The following is a 16,754-nucleotide window of genomic DNA, read 5'->3' as shown; positions in this document are numbered from 1 at the left end:
GCGCATAAGCTGTCGGAAAACCGAATAATCCTTTAAGATAAGCGGGTTTGATTTAAGCACACGAAAGGGGGGATGTGCTGACTAAAGAGAAAAATAAACCAGAACTGAAAAAGGTGCGTTGGATTGGCGCTGCAGTTCTGCTGGCGTTGTACGCCAATAACAGTTGGGCGTTTAACATCGATGATGTAGCCAAACAAGCCAAAGCGTTGGCAGGGAAAAGCTTCGAAGCGCCTAAAAGCAATTTACCCTCTCAGTTTCGTGAAATGAAATTTGCTGATTATCAGCAGATCCAGTTTAACCACGATAAAGCGTATTGGGGCAAATTGCGTACGCCATTCAAGCTGGAATTTTATCATCAGGGTATGTACTTCGATACGCCGGTACAAATTAATGAAGTCACGGCTAGCGCGGTGCGTGAAATCAAATACAACCCTGATTATTTTAATTTCGGCAATGTGAAACATGACGCCGATTCGGTTAAAAACTTGGGCTTCGCGGGTTTTAAAGTCCTTTACCCATTAAATACCAAAGGTAAAGATGACGAGATCACCAGTTTTCTGGGTGCCAGCTACTTCCGCGTGATCGGTGCGGGCCAGGTTTATGGCTTGTCGGCGCGTGGTTTGGCGATTGATACCGCGTTGCCTTCTGGCGAAGAGTTCCCGCGCTTTAAAGAGTTCTGGATCGAACGTCCGAAACCACAAGATAAGCAACTGGTGATCTACGCCTTACTGGATTCGCCTCGAGCAGCCGGTGCCTACCGTTTTGTTATTCGTCCGGGTAATGAGTCGGTCGTTGACGTGCAGTCTAAAGTCTATCTGCGCGACAAAGTGGGCAAACTGGGTGTTGCGCCATTGACCAGCATGTTCCTGTTCGGTGCTAACCAGCCGTCGCCGGTTAATAATTTCCGTCCTTCGTTGCACGATTCTGATGGTCTTTCCATCCATAGCGGCAACGGCGAATGGATTTGGCGTCCGCTGAATAATCCGCGCCATTTAGCGGTGAGCACATACACCATCGAAAGCCCGAAAGGTTTTGGTCTGCTGCAACGTAGCCGCGACTTCAGCGCTTATCAGGATCTTGACGATCGTTACGATCAGCGTCCAAGTGGCTGGGTTGAGCCTTTAGGCGATTGGGGTAAAGGCCGCGTCGAGCTGGTGGAGATCCCTACTGCGGATGAAACCAACGACAACATCGTTGCCTTCTGGACACCGGAGAACCTGCCGGAGCCGGGCAAAGAGATGAACTTCAAATACCGTCTACACTTCACGCGTGACGAAAGCCAACTGCACTCGGACGACACGGCATGGGTGAAAAACACCCTGCGTTCTGCCGGTGACGTTAAGCAGTCTAATCTGGTGCGTCAACCGGATGGCAGCATCGCCTTTACTCTCGATTTTGTGGGTAAAGCGATGAGCCAAATGCCGGAAAACAGCCAGGTTGCACCACAGGTGAGTGTGGGTAATAACGCGGATGTGGTTGAGCAGAGCGTACGCTATAACCCGGTCAATAAAGGCTGGCGTTTGGTGTTGCGTCTGCGTGTGAAAGACAACAAGCAGCCAACCGAAATGCGTGCGGCGCTGGTTAGCGGCGACAAGACATTGACGGAAACCTGGAGCTATCAGCTACCTGCCAATGAATAAATCGACTTTTACACCTCAAAGTTACGTGGAATCCCTGCCGCTGGATGCGGCAGGAAAAGCCCGTTTAAGCGCCTCGCTGCAAAATGCCGAGGCGTTTCACTTCATACACGAGTCGCTGGGCCAGGATGTGGCAGCCAGCGATCGCCCTGACGATGCGCCACTGAAATCTGTTTCATCGCGGGTGAAAATGGCCTGGCCAGACTCGCTTGCTGATGGCCAACAGCTCGGCAAAGATTATCTCGATCGCACCACGCTGAAGGCCATGCCGAAAGTGAAGCGCTCGCTGATGTTCCCGGAAGCCTGGCGTACTAACCCGTTGGTGCGTGCCTGGTCTTCATTACGTGGACAAAAATCAGTGCCGCGCTACGCCAATCCAGAAGAGCAGCGTGCTGAAGAGAAGTGGCGTCACGTAGGATCAATGCGTCGCTACACTTTGCTGATTTTGACGCTTTTCCAGACCGTTGTGGCAACCTGGTACATGAAAACCATTCTGCCGTATCAGGGCTGGACGCTGCTCGACCCGATGGAGATGATCAATCAGAACTGGCAGCAATCGGTGATGCAGATTCTGCCTTATGTGCTGCAAACCGGAATTCTGTTCCTGTTCGCCATCCTATTCTGTTGGGTCTCCGCCGGTTTCTGGACTGCGCTGATGGGCTTTTTACAGCTGCTTATTGGTCGCGACAAGTACAGCATCTCTTACTCAACAGTAGGCGATGAAGCACTTAACCCTGAGCACCGTACAGCGTTGATCATGCCGATCTGTAATGAAGATGTAGAGCGCGTATTTGCTGGATTACGAGCGACCTGGGAATCCGTCGTCCGTACCGGCAATGCGGAACATTTTGACGTCTACATCCTCAGCGACAGCTACGATCCTGATATTGCCATCGCCGAGCAGAAAGCCTGGATGGAACTGGTACGTGATGTTGGCGGCGCAGGCAAAATCTTCTATCGCCGTCGTCGTCGTCGCGTGAAGCGTAAAAGCGGCAACATTGATGACTTCTGTCGTCGTTGGGGCGTCAACTACAGCTATATGGTGGTGCTGGACGCTGACAGCGTAATGAGCGGGGAATGTCTTACCGGCTTAGTACGCATGATGGATGCCAATCCAAATGCGGGTATCATCCAGTCTTCGCCAAAAGCGTCTGGCATGGACACGCTTTACGCGCGTTGTCAGCAGTTCGCAACACGCGTTTACGGTCCGCTGTTTACCGCCGGTTTGCACTTCTGGCAATTGGGGGAATCGCATTACTGGGGCCATAACGCCATTATTCGCGTGAAGCCGTTTATTGAGCACTGTGCGCTAGCGCCGTTGCCTGGTGAAGGCTCATTTGCGGGCTCAATTCTGTCGCATGACTTTGTTGAGGCTGCGCTGATGCGTCGTGCCGGTTGGGGGTGTGGATCGCTTACGATCTGCCGGGTTCATATGAAGAGCTCCCGCCAAACTTGCTGGATGAGCTTAAACGTGACCGTCGCTGGTGTCACGGTAACCTGATGAACTTCCGCCTGTTCCTGGTGAAAGGAATGCATCCCGTTCACCGTGCGGTGTTCCTGACGGGGGTAATGTCTTATCTTTCTGCGCCGTTATGGTTTATGTTCCTTGCGCTCTCCACCGCCTTGCAGATTGTGCATACGCTGATGGAACCAACTTACTTCCTGCAACCGCGACAGCTCTTCCCGGTTTGGCCGCAGTGGCGTCCTGAACTGGCGATAGCCCTGTTCTCAACCACAATGGTGCTGCTGTTCTTGCCAAAACTGTTGAGTGTGGTGTTGATTTGGTTCAAAGGCGCTAAACCTTACGGTGGCGTAATGCGCGTAACCCTTTCACTGTTTTTGGAAATGCTGTTCTCGGTATTGCTGGCGCCGGTACGTATGCTTTTCCATACCGTGTTCGTGGTCAGTGCATTCCTTGGCTGGGAAGTGGTGTGGAATTCGCCACAACGTGATGACGATGCTACGCCGTGGAGTGAAGCATTCAAACGTCACGGTTCTCAAATGGCGTTGGGTATTGTCTGGGCGGCAGGTATGGGTTGGCTGGATCTCAACTTCCTGTGGTGGTTAGCGCCGATCGTCTTCTCGCTGATCCTTTCACCGTTTGTTTCAGTGATGTCGAGCCGTGCCACGTTGGGTATTAAGAGCAAAAATGCAAAATTGTTCCTGATCCCTGAAGAGTATGAGCCGCCGAAAGAGTTGGTGGATACTGACTTCTATCTGAAGCTCAACCGCGAACGTGCGTTGGAAAATGGCTTTATGCATGCGGTATTCCACCCGGCGTTCAATGCCTTGGCAACGGCGCTTGCGACATCTCGTCACAAGCAAAGCCAGCTGCTGGAGCATGCGCGCGATCGTCGCGTCGATCAGGCATTAAGCGATGCACCCGAGAAACTCAACCGTGAACAGCGATTGCAGCTGATCAGCGATCCGGTGGTGCTGGCACGCGTTCATACCCGTTTATGGGAAAACGCAGAGAAGTATCATCAGTGGGTTGAAAGTTATCAAAAGCTGAAATTGAATCCACAGGCGTTGCCACAAAACGCCTAAGCAAAAAAGCGGCAGGGATGCCGCTTTTTTTATGGCTCAGATTCGGGTTAACGCAGCGATTTAACGCGAACTTTACGTAATTCAGTGGAAATGTGGGTGTTACTTCTGTGTGTGGATTACTAAAATAGCGTCAATTCCATTAAGAGAAACTGTTGTGAATCGTTTCCTGAAACTATCTGTTTTAACCTTGTCCATTTTGCTGTTGAGCGGTTGCGGTAGCATTATCAGTAGAACCGTGCCCGGTCAGGGACACGGTAATCAATATTATCCTGGCGTACAGTGGGATGTTCGCGACAGCGCATGGCGTGTGTTGACCATTATTGATCTGCCGCTGTCGCTGGTGTTGGATACGCTCTTACTGCCTGTTGATGCCAGTCACGGACCTTACGAATAACTGCGGTCTGAATCGCTGTTGTCGTCTTCCCACTCTTGCGCTGCCGCTTCACCTTCTTCGGTGTCCAGCGGCGGCTCCAGTTGAAACTCACCTTCATCCCACTCGTGTAACGTGTTTTCAGCCAGCCATTCCTGACGCAACTCAATCTCTTCAAAGTCACCATCAAAGATAGCCTGCGCTGCTTCTCCGCTGCGGATTGGCAAGCATTCGCCCGGTTCGCCTTCATCTTCAAAAACTCAGCCTGCCACATAATATCGCCGTCCTGCATTACATACTTTTGCAGGCCAAACTGGCTTATCGATGCATCGGCTTCATCGAGTTCGGGATGATTGGCGAGGTATTCCTCACGCGCCGCTTCAATGGCTTCTTCTAATGTACTGAACATGCTCATCGCTATTCTCCATGCCTGTTTAACGGGATTTCACAGAAGGATAGACGAAAAATGGGGGAGGGAAGTTGCTGACAGGACAACCGGCGGGAAAGTAGACGATTCCCGCCGATTCGGATTTACATTGCTTTCTGGGGAAATGCAAAACCGGACGTACTGATTCGCGAATTATCGGAGCAGAATAGCGAATACAGCACTTTATACAGGGTTTAACTTTCTTAAAATTTATCCTGGCGATGGATAATGCCTGATTCAAATTATAGAGCGTGCCGATAAAAATGACGTCTTCCTTAACGGGCATGCGCTTACATTCCTTGCGGTGTAAATAATGATAACCTTCCTGATCGGTGCTGATTGTCACGTAATAATAAATACCTTTATTCATAAAATATTCCTACGAAGGGTTTGCTGTGGGTAATCTTCTTATAATTTTTAAATGCGCAGTTAAATAAAATTAACCGTTAGGTTGAAATTACCGGCAAAAAATTTGATATTCAAATTCCATAAGGATATATAAAAGAGTTAAAAGTTTCTAAAAAAGAATATAGAGCGATGTGCCAGGACAAAGCCTTGTAAAATAAGTTAATTTTACTGGACTGATAAGCGTAGCCAAAGCATTAAGATTAATTAAATCGGAAAAGCCCTGGAATTTTAAAAAACAGGGCCGATGCTCAAGGATATTTATGGTGAATTTAATAAGTTATCTTAACGTTTCACTCAATGTTTTTATGCAAATATCTAAGAATTTGTGCGTGGCATTTAATCTTAAGCGGCAATTTCTTAATTATGATGCATAAATATCAAATATTCTTTGGTTTTTAAAAAATAGTCACTCAATTTAACAATGGACAGTATACGAAGCGGTAAATAAGTTTTTTACAGTGATAGTATAGTGAGTAATTAATTTAAAATGATTCAGGAGATGAAATATTTCCCCTCCTGAATGTAATTAGTACCGTGAAGGTTCACCCTCAGGTTTGGTTTTAAATCGACGGTGCAACCACATATATTGTTCTGGTGCTAACAATACGCCTTCTTCAACCACTTTATTCATGCGCATCGCCGTATCCACATCATTTGTAAGAGGAAAGTCTCCGCTTACGTCAGGCAAAATCATTAACTCATAGCCACGGCCATCCGGTAAACGACGCGGAACGAAAGGGATAACGGCAGGTTTGCTGGTTCGCATCAGCATATGCGTACCCGCTGTGGTTGCTGCATTCTCCACCGCAAAAAAGGGCGCAAAAACACTGCTGCGTGGACCATAATCATGATCTGGTGCGTACCAAATGATATCGCCTCTTTTTAAAGCGCGGATCATCCCCTTGAGATCTTTACGGTCTAACATGTCCTTATTCGAGCGCATGCGGCCACGCACCTGAAGCCAGTCAATCAACTTATTATCGTTCGGTCGGTAAACACCAATACCCGGATTATGAATGCCGAACATGCGTGCACCGATTTCCAGAGTTAAAAAGTGCATGCCAATCAGCAACACACCTTTCTGATCGTCTCGCGCCTGCTGGATATGTTCTAACCCAGAGGGCTTATGCCATTTATGGATGCGCCAGTCTGGCCAAAACCACGCCATACCGGTTTCAATTAACCCCATGCCAACTGATTCGAAATTATGTTTTACCATCGCTTCGCGATCGTTTATGGGCATCTGCGGAAAGCACAATTCCAGATTTCGCCGCGCAATACTGACGCGACGTTTCATAAAACGCATGCCGATACGTCCAATGCCACAACCCAAAACGTAGAGCAGGGGATAAGGAAGTAGCACGAAAACATAAAGAAAAATGACACCCAGCCAGGTAAACCAATAGCGGGGATGAAGAAGTTCACGCGAAAATTGAGGCAATTGGGTCATGTGAAATAGTATTATCCTGCGTCACGCACCTTATGGCGCCGTTATCTCGTTGATTTTCCCTATTGTGCCAGTTTTTGTCCCAGGCGGAAATATTGCGAACCGGCGTAACAAGCAGCTAAGCGTTGCAGATGAAAAGCACAACCGCCAAAAATTTACACTGCATCAAATCAATTTCCTTATGCACTTTGCATCTGGGTGTTTTCAGGTATCATGTGCGCGCTAAATTTCTCCTATTGATAACAGGAACGAACACCATGCCAGTGTTACACAACCTTGTTTCCAATAAAGAGCTGAAGGCGCGCATGTTGGCTGAAACTGAGCCGCGCACCACTGTCTCTTTCTATAAATATTTCCAAATTGCTGATCCAAAAGCCTTTCGTGATGCGTTGTATGTTGGTTTAACCGGGCTAAAAGTGTTTGGTCGTGTCTATGTGGCACACGAAGGCATTAACGCGCAAATCAGCGTGCCCGCCAGCCAGTATGAAAAAATGAAGTCATTCCTTTATGGTTTTGATCCTGCCTTGAATAATCTACGCATGAATGTGGCGCTGGATGACGACGGCAAATCGTTTTGGGTACTGCGCCTGAAGGTGCGTGACCGCATTGTGGCGGACGGCATTGAAGACAATACGTTTGATGCCAGCGACGTTGGCAGATATCTGAAAGCGGCTGATGTGAATGCCATGTTGGACGATCCCGATGCCGTGTTCGTTGATATGCGTAACCACTACGAGTATGAAGTGGGACGTTTTGATAACGCCATGGAAGTGCCCGCTGATACTTTCCGCGACCAACTGCCGATGGCGGTTGATATGTTGCAAGATCAGAAAGATAAAAAAATTGTGATGTACTGCACCGGTGGCATTCGCTGTGAAAAAGCCAGTGCGTGGATGCGTCATAACGGCTTTGAAGATGTTTATCATGTGGAAGGTGGCATCATCGAATATGCTCGCCGTGCTCGTGAGCAAGGCTTGCCCGTACGCTTTAAGGGCAAGAATTTTGTTTTTGATGAGCGCATGGGCGAACGTATTTCAGAAGACGTCTTATCACATTGTCATCAATGTGGAACATCTTGTGACACCCACGTGAATTGTGTGAATGATGGCTGCCACCTGCTCTTTATTCAGTGTCCAGCTTGTGCTGAGACCTATGAAAACTGCTGCAGTCCGCTGTGCCAGGAAGAAGCGAAACTGTCGCCAGAAGAGCAGCGCGCGCGCCGCGCCGGACGAGAAAATGGAAATAAAGTGTTCAACAAGTCTCGTGGATTGTTAAACATGACCATTCCTGCTCCGCTTAAGAAGTGATGTCATCCCGCCTGAAGCTCAGCTTCAGGCGGTTGTTGTGATCTATTGCCGAACACCTTCAACTGAAATCATCAGCTGAACTTTTTGCGAGGCTGGCCCTAAGTCTTTAGTTATGTTGAAATCTTTCAATGCGATTTCACCTTCCGCCTCAAACCCTGCGCGATAGCCGCCCCATGGATCTTTGCCTTCACCTAACAGCTTCGCTTCTAGCGTTACGGGTTTGGTTACGCCATTCAGCGTGAGATCACCAACGATCTCAAGTTCATCGCCCTCTTTTTTAACCGATGTTGATTTGAACATGGCTTGTGGATTTTTACCCACATTGAGGAAATCTGCGCTGCGCAAATGTTTGTCACGCTCCGCATGGTTGGTGTCGACACTATTGGTATTAATGGTGACATCGACTTTGTCGGCTGAAGGATTGCTTGCATCAAAGCTAAAGCTGCCATCGAAATCTTTAAACGTGCCATACAGCCAGCTATAGCCAAGATGTTGAATGCGAAACTGGATGAAGGCGTGCTGGCCTTCCTTATCAATTTTATAATTAGCAGCATTAGCGGTAACAGAACTCAACAACAAGCTCGCAGCGGTTACGGCAAGCAGAGTTTTCTTCAGCATATTAATGATCCTTTTCAGAGGGTAAAGGGATGCGCATACCTAACATCCGTTTCAGAGTGACATCGCGATCGATAAAGTGATGTTTTAGAGCAGCTAAGCCATGCAGCACGGAAAGGATGACCACGCTCCAGGCGAGCCATAAATGAATATCGCCCGCTAAATCGGCCTGTTCTCCGGCCCCACTAACTAAAGCGGGAAGCTCGAACCAGCCAAATACCGAAATCGGTTTACCGTCAGCTGTAGAGATCAAATAGCCACTCACTAAGATGGCCAGCAATAAGCTGTAAAGCAGCCAGTGGGCAACTACGGCGCTTAGGCGAACCCATGCGGTGTAACTTTTAAGGGGAGAAGGTGAGGGCGATACAACGCGCCATATCAGACGGAAAATTAAGATAAGCATTAATATTACGCCGATGCTTTTGTGTATCTCTGGCGCATCGTGATACCAGCTATCGTAATATCCTAAACCCACCATCCATAAGCCCAAAGCGAACATGGCATAAATGACTAACGCCATTAACCAATGCAGCGTGACGCTAATCAATCCAAAGTTTTGAGTGGAATTACGTAACGGCATAATTTTATTTCTGTAGTAATAAGTGGAAATAAGCATCCACAGATTGAAATAAAAAATCAATCAAGCTTACGCTTCTATAACATTATTTTGATGATGTGAAATTCATGAAATGATCATGCTTAATAAACGCAGTTTTATTGAATAAGGCTGAATTAACCCAGTCCGAAATAAATTAAATTTCAATTGGATTCACTTTTTGGGCGGTGCGAAGGCGAGTAGTGTGGGGTAATGTGAATAAGTGTCAGTTAACGTCAGTGTGCAGCATCATATTTAATGATGCTGCACATTTTATTTAAGACAAGAAAAGTCATTAAACGTCGAAACGCGTAAGTGAAAATGGCGTGAGGTCAAACGAGAAAGGTTTATCCTGCGCAAATTCGGCAGCCAGTTCACCTAATACGCTGGCAAATTTGAATCCATGCCCGCTTAGGCCCGTCATAATGAGTCGATTAGGTTCACCAGGTAATGTATCGATAATAAAATCTTCGTCTGGCGTGAAATCATAGCTGCACGCTTCGCCCCGCAGGCAAACGCCTACGCCAGGCAGGAACTGACGCAGAAATCCAAACGTCTCGTTGCCGTCCGCCGCTACGGTACCAAAAGGTTTGCGATCTTCTGGTTTTGTCATCGGTTGGCCGCCATCGTGGCGTCCCACTTTTAGGGCATTATTATCGGCGGGAAAACCGTAATACTGGCTGCCGTTTTCCATCTCAACAGTGAAACCGGGGAAGTGGTTGTTTTCACTGTAGCGGCCATCCGCCTGATACCAGGCAAAGACTTTGCGAGTAGGTGTTACCGGCAAGCCGGAAACCAGTTTAGTTACCCAGGTTCCTGCACTGATTAACATCTTCCGGGCGCGATACACGCCATCCAGTGTTGTGACCTGTTGTAGATCGCCGTCTCGACCTATTTCGCTGACCGGGCAATTAAACAGTTGCGCGCAACCCGCCTGTTCGGCGAGTTGAATATAACTGCGAACCGCTTGCTCGCATTTTAAGTAACCCGATTGAGGTTCAAATACGCCGATATAACCGTCAGGCACATTTATTTGCGGCCAACGTTTGCGCACCTCATCGGCTTGCAGAATGTGTATATCCAGTTGCCAGGCTTTGGCGCTGTCAATGACATTATTGATGAACTCCGATTGCAGCAGCGCCAGATTTAATATGCCGCTGCGGTGCATAATACGCTCGCCAGCCTGCTGTTCCAGTTCGTCCCAAAGCGCTTGCGCTCGCAATACTAATGGTACGTAGCGCTCGCCTTCACCATAAGCGTGGCGAATCAGGCGACTGTCACCGTGATGCGTGCCTTGGTCATGCGGTGGGTGGGCGCTGTCGATCATCAATACCGACAAGCCTGCTTGCGTTGCGTAATAGCCTGCTGCTGCACCGATGGAACCGCTGCCTACCACAATAAGATCGTAAATCATTGAGACGAAACTCCTGAAAGGGTCACACAATCAAAAGCATACCAGAAACAGAGACGAAAAAGGCACCCCTTAGGGTGCCTCTTGATGTGGCAGGAATTAATGTTTCTTGAGAAGTCGTTCTACCTGCTCGGCAGATTCTATCTTGGCGATGCCCGCTTCAAGGATAGAGATGAACTGCCTTGCCACATCCGTTGTTAGCCAATATGTCGGGCCAACGTCCGCCTCTTCTTCTGTTTGCTCTTGTGACGAAAGTGAGTGCAAACGAATCATCATGGCATCGTAGCTGTCAACGGTACTGATGTCCCAGCCCACCAGCGAATGGGTCTGAATCACATCTTTATTTCTGTCCATTATAACCTCCATATTACTCGTTAAACGAAGTGCTTGATGAGGTTCAATGCGGCTTTTTTATTCCAGTAGCGAGACAATTATAACAGTAAAAGACCCGCCTACTGATTAAAAAATGCGTTGAAAAACGGATAAATAGAATAACTGCTTTTATAAGACACGAAATGAAAAATAAAATGCCTGATGAAACAGGCATTTTAACCAGCAATTTGAAAGGATAAAAAATACTATTTTTGCGAGAGAAACGTCGTTCAGTATTGCATTAAATCAGTGGTTCTGACGTTGTGCCACCGTTGCGCTTCTGCAGTGATTCTGCCAGCCGGGCAAAGTGTAGTTGCAATTGCTCATCATGGTTTTGATTTTGTGCTTCAAGAGACAGATTATGCACCAGAAGCTGACTGGCACGATCGTCAAGGCAGAAAATCAGACTGGAGAAGGCATTTTCCAGCACCGTCAATCGACGTTGCTGATCACCTATTAGCGCTAAAAGCTCGCCAAATGTCATCGCTTCTTCAGGTTTATCAGTAGTCATGTTGTCGCACCTCCTGTTAAGCATGACGAGCGCAAGGATAGGGGATTGATCGATCAGAGTCTAGATGCAGCGGAGGCTTATGGCGAGGGAAGAAAAGAGATAAAAAAGCCGGATGGCGACACCCGGCAAAAAACAGCACAGTGGCGGTTAATCGGTGATGAACCAATCATCAGCGCTTTCCCAGGTTTGCTGGAGAATGTCACTGATTTGGTCACGGGACTCTTTATTACCGCCTAATACGCTGAGTTGGTTGGCGGTGGCATAACGTACTTTGACGTGATGCGTTGAATCAGGAAACTGTTCATCAATGCGACGAGCAAGCTCTTGGCTTAACGCTTCCATCGCACCGGCAGGAAGAGGTTGGGTCTTGGCAACGGTAATTTCAACACGCATAAAAGCCTCCAGATAAGATACTGTATATATTTACAGTAATTATCCTCTGGAGGCAAATACTATTACGCTTTGATACGCCAGTTTAAAGTTTCACCTGCCAGGAAAGGCACCAGAGAATGTGCACCCATTTCTATGTGGCTTTCCACTGTCCACGGCTCACGTACCAGTGTGATGGTATCTTCGTTGAGCGGCAAACCATAAAAGCGCGGACCGTTCTCAGAGCAGAAAGCTTCAAGAAGGTGCAGGGCTTCCATCTCCTCAAATACCGTGGCATAAGCCGGCAGCGAGGTTGGCGCATTGAACACACCGGCACAGCCGCAGCTGGCTTCTTTCAGATGCTGCAGATGCGGGGCAGTATCAGTACCAAGGAAGAAACGAGGGTTTCCACCGGCAATGACTTTACGCAAGGCTTCCTGATGAATATTGCGCTTTAAAATCGGCAGACAATACAAATGAGGACGAATGCCGCCCACCAGCATGTGATTGCGGTTAAACATCAAATGTTGCGGTGTAATGGTTGCGCCAAGCTTTTCGTTAGCCGCTTCAACATAATCCGCCGCGTCTTTAGTAGTGATGTGTTCCATTACCACTTTCAGTTCAGGAAACTGTTTACGCAGCGGCTCCATTACCGTTTCAATAAAACGCGCTTCACGGTCAAAAATATCGATATGCGCATCGGTAACTTCGCCATGGATCAGCAACGGCATGCCAAGTTTTTGCATGCGCTCCAGCACATTCGCAATTGAGGCAACGTTGGTTACGCCATGGCTGGAGTTGGTGGTCGCATGGGCAGGATAGAGTTTGGCGGCAGTGAACAAACCTGAGGTAAAGCCGCGCTCGATCTCATCGGGATCCAACGAGTCAGTTAAATAACAGGTCATCAGAGGTGTAAAGGCATGATCGGCAGGTAATGCTGCCAGGATGCGTTCGCGATACGCTTCTCCTGCCGCCACGCTGGTTACCGGTGGCACCAGATTTGGCATCACGATGGCACGACCGTTCACCGCGCTGGTATAAGGCAAGACCGTTTTAAGCATGTCGTCATCACGCAGATGAATATGCCAGTCGTCTGGGCGGCGAAGAGTGAGTTGCTGAGTTTGTGCAGTCATCGATGAGGCTCCGGCAGAAAGGAAACGAAAGGCACGTTTAGGCCGGGGTCTAAGCATAAGGATTCAGGCAACCGTTTGCACCTGGTTTTTTTGGCAGAATCGAGAAAACCGCGCCAAAGGGCGCGGTGAATAAATCAGTGGGTGAAAGGGATAACCAATTGACCCGGCTTTACTTCTAAACCTTTAGCGAATTTTTTCGCCAGCGACTCCGCTTTACTCCGATCTTCACTCAGGACATAAGCCGGTTTTTGGTTGAAATAACTTTTCAGCGATTGATTCAGATAAGGTGTCAGGGTTTTCATGATTGACGCCATTTTTTCTGGCTGAACTTGCGCATCAACGATTTCGAGATCACGCAGGTAGATAGCGCCTTGCTGCTGATCGAAGAACGGTTGCGCTTTCATTTTCAGCTGCATATCTGCCTGTTGAGGGCCAAAAAGAGAGCTCACGTTAATTTTGGCATTGCCTGACAAGGTAATTTTACCGGGTTCTTCACGCCCGATCTGGCTGCTGAGATCGTTTAAAACAATGTGCGCATTCACCAATCCTGCAACGCCAATATCTTTTTCGTAGTTGTTGCGCTTTTGCAGCGCCTGATTGATTTCCTGCTCGCTAATGGTGTACTGCGTAAGTTGATTACAGCCGCTTAAGATGACGGCAATAAACAGGGCGGTGAGCCCAAGAAAAGCCTTTTTCATGTGTTCCTCATCCAGGATGTTGTGGGGCTAAAACTGTATATAGCGTGCCTGAATGCGGAGCGGGTGTCATCAAGGAAGGGATGAGAAACGCGTGTGCGTTTCTCATCAAAGCAGGATTAATGCGCGATCGAAGAGAGCAAATTGACCTGTGTCTGTTTTGCCATGTTATCGCGGTAATCCGCTACGCGACTTGGCCATTCAATGCCGCTCACTAACGTCAGCGAACGCAACAGCGGAAATAAGTTAATGTCATCTTCTGATAATTCACCATTAACTGCATTGGGCTTAACAATCAGTTTGTCCAGTTGTCGCAAATCGTCACTGATGTTTTTAATGAAGCCCGGCGCATGTTGCATGAGTTCATGAAAATCGCCGATATTAGCCTGCTTTTTAACACGGAAATATTCGCGTGCTTCCGGGGTCGCGAACTCAGCAAATGGCGCTTCAGCGATACGCGGTAACAGCAACTTGTTTGCGTAACTGTTGACGTGACGCAGCCAGTCATTGATTGCCGGGTTTGTTTTACCCACAATCAGCGGCTCGCCATCTTGATTATCGATGAATCGCACGATATCCATGCTTTCAGGCATCGCACTGCCGTCCTGTTTTTGCAGGATCGGTGCCATTTTTTGACCCACCAGTTTGGTCGGCGTGGCTTCGTCATCGTTCAGCATGACAACTAATTCAATGGGCACATTTTTCAGGCCGAAAATCATGCGTGCTTTGACACAGAAAGGGCAATGGTCGTAGATATAAAGCTTCATCCCGTTCTCCTTTGTTTAGCAGGGCGAAAGACATTCGCCCTGTTTTCGGACTTGCGGGAAGTATGGAAGAGATTAGCGGATGGGGCAAACTCAGCTACTAAGAATAGCGGGTGCAACATCGCGCGGTTGAAACTGCCGCCACAGCGCCAGCAGTGTGACCAGACCAATACTGCTGAGTAAAATCCACGGTAATTCAGGCAACGATAGTTGCTGGCCCATATCAAACATCCAACCGCCGCCGCTGTATCCAATCAAGCCGCCTAACGCCAGCCCAAGGCGACTGAAACCCATATAGCTGCCACGCGATCGGGCGCTGGCCAACGCGGCGCTTAAGGTTTCACGCGCAGGTTCGGCGATAATGGAGCCGAGATAAAACACGGCGATCAGCGTAAACAAGGCGGTGAGATCGTGCGTCATGCCGATCGGCAGCAGGCTGAAGGTCATGAGTGTTAAACCGGCCATTAAACGCTGCTCAAGGCGAAAATGCTTTTCACTCCAGCGCGCCAGCGGATACAGCAGTGTCAATGACAGCATCGCCTCAATGGCATACATCCACTTCACTGCCGCAGGTGCCCCCGCCACCTGATTAACCATGACCGGCAGCATCAACATCACCTGCACCGCCAAAATGTAGTAGCCGGTTAGCGTCAAGACATACAGGCGGAAGCGCTTATCTTGCCAGACGCGTTTTAGCCCTTCGCGCATAGCAACCCGCTCCGTAGAGATGCGCCACGCAGGCAGCCAAATCGCGTTGAATAGCGCGGCGAGAACAAACACGCCAGCGCCAACCCAACAGACCAGACGGAAATCCCAGGCCAGCAGCCAACTGCCAATCAGCGCGCCAATCACCGCGCCTGCGCTGTCCTGCATCATTAACAGCGAGAAAAAGCGCCCACGTTCGCGTGCCCGCACCAATTTCATCACCAGCGCACTGCGTGGGGATCGAATAATGTGCCGCCTAAACCCGATAACATACAGGCTAACCACAGCAGCCAGGGTTCGTGTGCCAGCGCCATACAGGCAAAACCCGCTGCGCGCATCAACATGCCGATAACGATCAAGGGCTTGGCACCAAAGCGATCGGCAATCGCACCGCCAAAAATGCCTAAGCCCTGCTGAATAAGCTGACGCAAGCCAAGCGCGATGCCGACCATCAGTGCCGCCCAGCCGAGCTGCTCAACAAAATGGATAGAAATGAGGGGAAGACGACGAAAAATCCCATCACCACCAACATGTTATCAACCAAAAGAAAAACTTTACTGCGGCGTCGTGCCAGCGCAACCCGTGACATGCTGATTCCTGAGCAAGTAGATTAATAACAAAGGGAAAGAATCGGACCAGATGGTCTATTCTCCTCCGCAACATGCGGGAAAAATAGCGTTGTTTAGATGATATTTTTTATCGAGCGAGCCCGCATTTAAGGTGCTAAATCAAGACGTTTCCTGCAGAGTTATTCGTAACGTTTTACCGCAGCCCAGGCGGCGGTTATAGTGAAGTGAAACGTTAAATAGGTGTCTCTTTCTCAGCCATGTATTTCAGGAGTCAAGATGTTTGGCTATCGTTCTGCCGCGCCAAAGGTGCGATTGACCACCGATCGGCTGGTGGTACGTCTGGTACACGAACGCGATGCGTGGCGGTTGGCGGATTACTACGCAGAAAATCGCGTTTTCCTCAAACCCTGGGAACCGGTTCGTGATGAAAGTCATTGTTATCCTTCCGGTTGGCAAGCTCGCCTTGGGCTTATCACTGACATGCACAAGCAAGGCTCGGCCTTCTATTTCATTTTAATGGATGCTAATGAGACCGAGGTGCGCGGCGTGGCGAACTTCAGCAATGTGCTGCGTGGCTCTTTTCACGCCTGTTATCTCGGCTATTCACTGGGCAAAAAATGGCAAGGGCAGGGCTTCATGTTTGAAGCCCTGCAGACAGCGATTCGCTATATGCAACGCCAACAGCACATTCATCGCATCATGGCCAACTACATGCCGCACAATCAGCGCAGCGGTGATCTGCTGGCTCGCCTTGGCTTTGAAAAAGAGGGTTATGCCAAAAACTATTTATTGATTGACGGACGTTGGCAAGATCATGTGCTAACGGCGTTAACCAGCACGGAATGGACGCCGGATCGGCGCGGATAATGATG

The 16,754-nt window shown here is 48.8% G+C and carries 14 protein-coding genes and 4 pseudogenes; 5 read left to right on the top strand and 13 right to left on the bottom strand.

The genetic code is table 11. The features are described from left to right. The first annotated feature begins 104 nt into the window (after positions 1–104). The 3 genes and pseudogenes from KQP84_RS14835 to KQP84_RS14825 all read left to right on the top strand — a co-directional run bounded on the left by KQP84_RS14835 (position 105) and on the right by KQP84_RS14825 (position 4,578). A complete protein-coding gene (locus KQP84_RS14835) occupies positions 105–1,640 on the top strand; it encodes a glucan biosynthesis protein G (RefSeq protein ID WP_215848300.1) in 1,536 nt (511 codons plus the stop codon). Beyond that, positions 1,633–4,184: pseudogene (gene mdoH / locus KQP84_RS14830) on the top strand (glucans biosynthesis glucosyltransferase MdoH). Before KQP84_RS14835 ends, mdoH begins: the two are co-directional and overlap by 8 nt. Positions 4,185–4,338: 154 nt before the next feature. Next, positions 4,339–4,578, top strand: coding sequence for a YceK/YidQ family lipoprotein (locus tag KQP84_RS14825; RefSeq protein WP_215847103.1), 240 nt, complete (start codon positions 4,339–4,341; stop codon positions 4,576–4,578). Here KQP84_RS14825 and KQP84_RS14820 read toward each other — a convergent pair. The 3 genes and pseudogenes from KQP84_RS14820 to KQP84_RS14810 all read right to left on the bottom strand — a co-directional run bounded on the left by KQP84_RS14820 (position 4,569) and on the right by KQP84_RS14810 (position 6,839). Next, positions 4,569–4,969, bottom strand: a pseudogene (locus tag KQP84_RS14820) (MysB family protein). The gene KQP84_RS14825 and the pseudogene KQP84_RS14820 overlap by 10 nt on opposite strands. Before the next feature lie 124 nt (positions 4,970–5,093). After that, positions 5,094–5,351, bottom strand: a pseudogene (locus KQP84_RS14815) (hypothetical protein); the annotation flags it as partial. A 564-nt stretch (positions 5,352–5,915) separates the two neighbouring features. After that, positions 5,916–6,839, bottom strand: coding sequence for a Kdo(2)-lipid IV(A) acyltransferase (locus KQP84_RS14810; RefSeq protein ID WP_215847102.1), 924 nt, complete (start codon positions 6,837–6,839; stop codon positions 5,916–5,918). Between the two features lie 254 nt (positions 6,840–7,093). On the opposite strand from KQP84_RS14810, the gene trhO reads away from it, so the two are divergent. Then, positions 7,094–8,143, top strand: a complete 1,050-nt coding sequence (trhO, locus tag KQP84_RS14805; RefSeq protein ID WP_215847101.1) for an oxygen-dependent tRNA uridine(34) hydroxylase TrhO — start codon at positions 7,094–7,096, stop codon at positions 8,141–8,143. A gap of 42 nt (positions 8,144–8,185) precedes the next feature. Here trhO and KQP84_RS14800 read toward each other — a convergent pair whose 3' ends face one another. The 10 genes and pseudogenes from KQP84_RS14800 to mdtH form a co-directional block, all read right to left on the bottom strand. Beyond that, a complete protein-coding gene (locus tag KQP84_RS14800; protein WP_215848299.1) occupies positions 8,186–8,758 on the bottom strand; it encodes a YceI family protein in 573 nt (190 codons plus the stop codon). A gap of 4 nt (positions 8,759–8,762) precedes the next feature. Continuing rightward, on the bottom strand, positions 8,763–9,338 hold the full coding sequence (locus KQP84_RS14795; RefSeq protein WP_215847100.1) for a cytochrome b: 576 nt from the start codon (positions 9,336–9,338) through the stop codon (positions 8,763–8,765). 310 nt (positions 9,339–9,648) lie between these two features. Next, entirely contained in the window at positions 9,649–10,767 is a 1,119-nt protein-coding gene (gene solA / locus KQP84_RS14790) for an N-methyl-L-tryptophan oxidase (RefSeq protein WP_215847099.1), read from the bottom strand. A 96-nt stretch (positions 10,768–10,863) separates the two neighbouring features. Next, complete coding sequence (bssS, locus tag KQP84_RS14785; RefSeq protein WP_215847098.1) at positions 10,864–11,118, bottom strand: biofilm formation regulator BssS; 255 nt, start codon at positions 11,116–11,118, stop codon at positions 10,864–10,866. 259 nt (positions 11,119–11,377) lie between these two features. Continuing rightward, positions 11,378–11,647 (bottom strand): hypothetical protein, encoded by a 270-nt coding sequence (locus tag KQP84_RS14780; RefSeq protein WP_215847097.1) that lies wholly within the window; start codon positions 11,645–11,647, stop codon positions 11,378–11,380. Between the two features lie 147 nt (positions 11,648–11,794). Next, on the bottom strand, positions 11,795–12,040 hold the full coding sequence (gene dinI, locus KQP84_RS14775; RefSeq protein ID WP_215847096.1) for a DNA damage-inducible protein I: 246 nt from the start codon (positions 12,038–12,040) through the stop codon (positions 11,795–11,797). Positions 12,041–12,102: 62 nt separating this feature from the next. After that, entirely contained in the window at positions 12,103–13,149 is a 1,047-nt protein-coding gene (gene pyrC, locus KQP84_RS14770; protein WP_215847095.1) for a dihydroorotase, read from the bottom strand. A gap of 134 nt (positions 13,150–13,283) precedes the next feature. Continuing rightward, a complete protein-coding gene (locus KQP84_RS14765; RefSeq protein WP_215847094.1) occupies positions 13,284–13,847 on the bottom strand; it encodes a lipoprotein in 564 nt (187 codons plus the stop codon). Between the two features lie 116 nt (positions 13,848–13,963). Further along, positions 13,964–14,611, bottom strand: coding sequence for a glutaredoxin 2 (gene grxB / locus KQP84_RS14760; protein ID WP_215847093.1), 648 nt, complete (start codon positions 14,609–14,611; stop codon positions 13,964–13,966). A gap of 90 nt (positions 14,612–14,701) precedes the next feature. Beyond that, a pseudogene (mdtH, locus tag KQP84_RS14755) lies at positions 14,702–15,765 on the bottom strand (multidrug efflux MFS transporter MdtH). A gap of 393 nt (positions 15,766–16,158) precedes the next feature. Between mdtH and rimJ the strand changes: the two are divergent. Beyond that, the gene (gene rimJ, locus KQP84_RS14750) at positions 16,159–16,749 is read left to right on the top strand and encodes a ribosomal protein S5-alanine N-acetyltransferase (RefSeq protein ID WP_215847092.1); all 591 of its coding nucleotides are present in this window, start codon (positions 16,159–16,161) and stop codon (positions 16,747–16,749) included. Positions 16,750–16,754: the final 5 nt, after the last annotated feature.

The organism is Candidatus Pantoea bituminis (genome assembly GCF_018842675.1).
Classification (GTDB): Bacteria; Pseudomonadota; Gammaproteobacteria; order Enterobacterales; family Enterobacteriaceae; genus Pantoea; species Pantoea phytostimulans.
This window is presented reverse-complemented; position numbering and strand designations above follow the sequence as displayed.

Coding starts and splice junctions, on each gene's coding strand:
- bssS (WP_215847098.1), bottom strand. CDS start 11,118: ATGGACAGAAATAAAGATGTGATTCAGACCCATTCGCTGGTGGGCTGG.
- solA (WP_215847099.1), bottom strand. CDS start 10,767: ATGATTTACGATCTTATTGTGGTAGGCAGCGGTTCCATCGGTGCAGCA.
- KQP84_RS14780 (WP_215847097.1), bottom strand. CDS start 11,647: ATGACTACTGATAAACCTGAAGAAGCGATGACATTTGGCGAGCTTTTA.
- KQP84_RS14795 (WP_215847100.1), bottom strand. CDS start 9,338: ATGCCGTTACGTAATTCCACTCAAAACTTTGGATTGATTAGCGTCACG.
- KQP84_RS14810 (WP_215847102.1), bottom strand. CDS start 6,839: ATGACCCAATTGCCTCAATTTTCGCGTGAACTTCTTCATCCCCGCTAT.
- dinI (WP_215847096.1), bottom strand. CDS start 12,040: ATGCGTGTTGAAATTACCGTTGCCAAGACCCAACCTCTTCCTGCCGGT.
- grxB (WP_215847093.1), bottom strand. CDS start 14,611: ATGAAGCTTTATATCTACGACCATTGCCCTTTCTGTGTCAAAGCACGC.
- KQP84_RS14765 (WP_215847094.1), bottom strand. CDS start 13,847: ATGAAAAAGGCTTTTCTTGGGCTCACCGCCCTGTTTATTGCCGTCATC.
- pyrC (WP_215847095.1), bottom strand. CDS start 13,149: ATGACTGCACAAACTCAGCAACTCACTCTTCGCCGCCCAGACGACTGG.
- rimJ (WP_215847092.1), top strand. CDS start 16,159: ATGTTTGGCTATCGTTCTGCCGCGCCAAAGGTGCGATTGACCACCGAT.
- trhO (WP_215847101.1), top strand. CDS start 7,094: ATGCCAGTGTTACACAACCTTGTTTCCAATAAAGAGCTGAAGGCGCGC.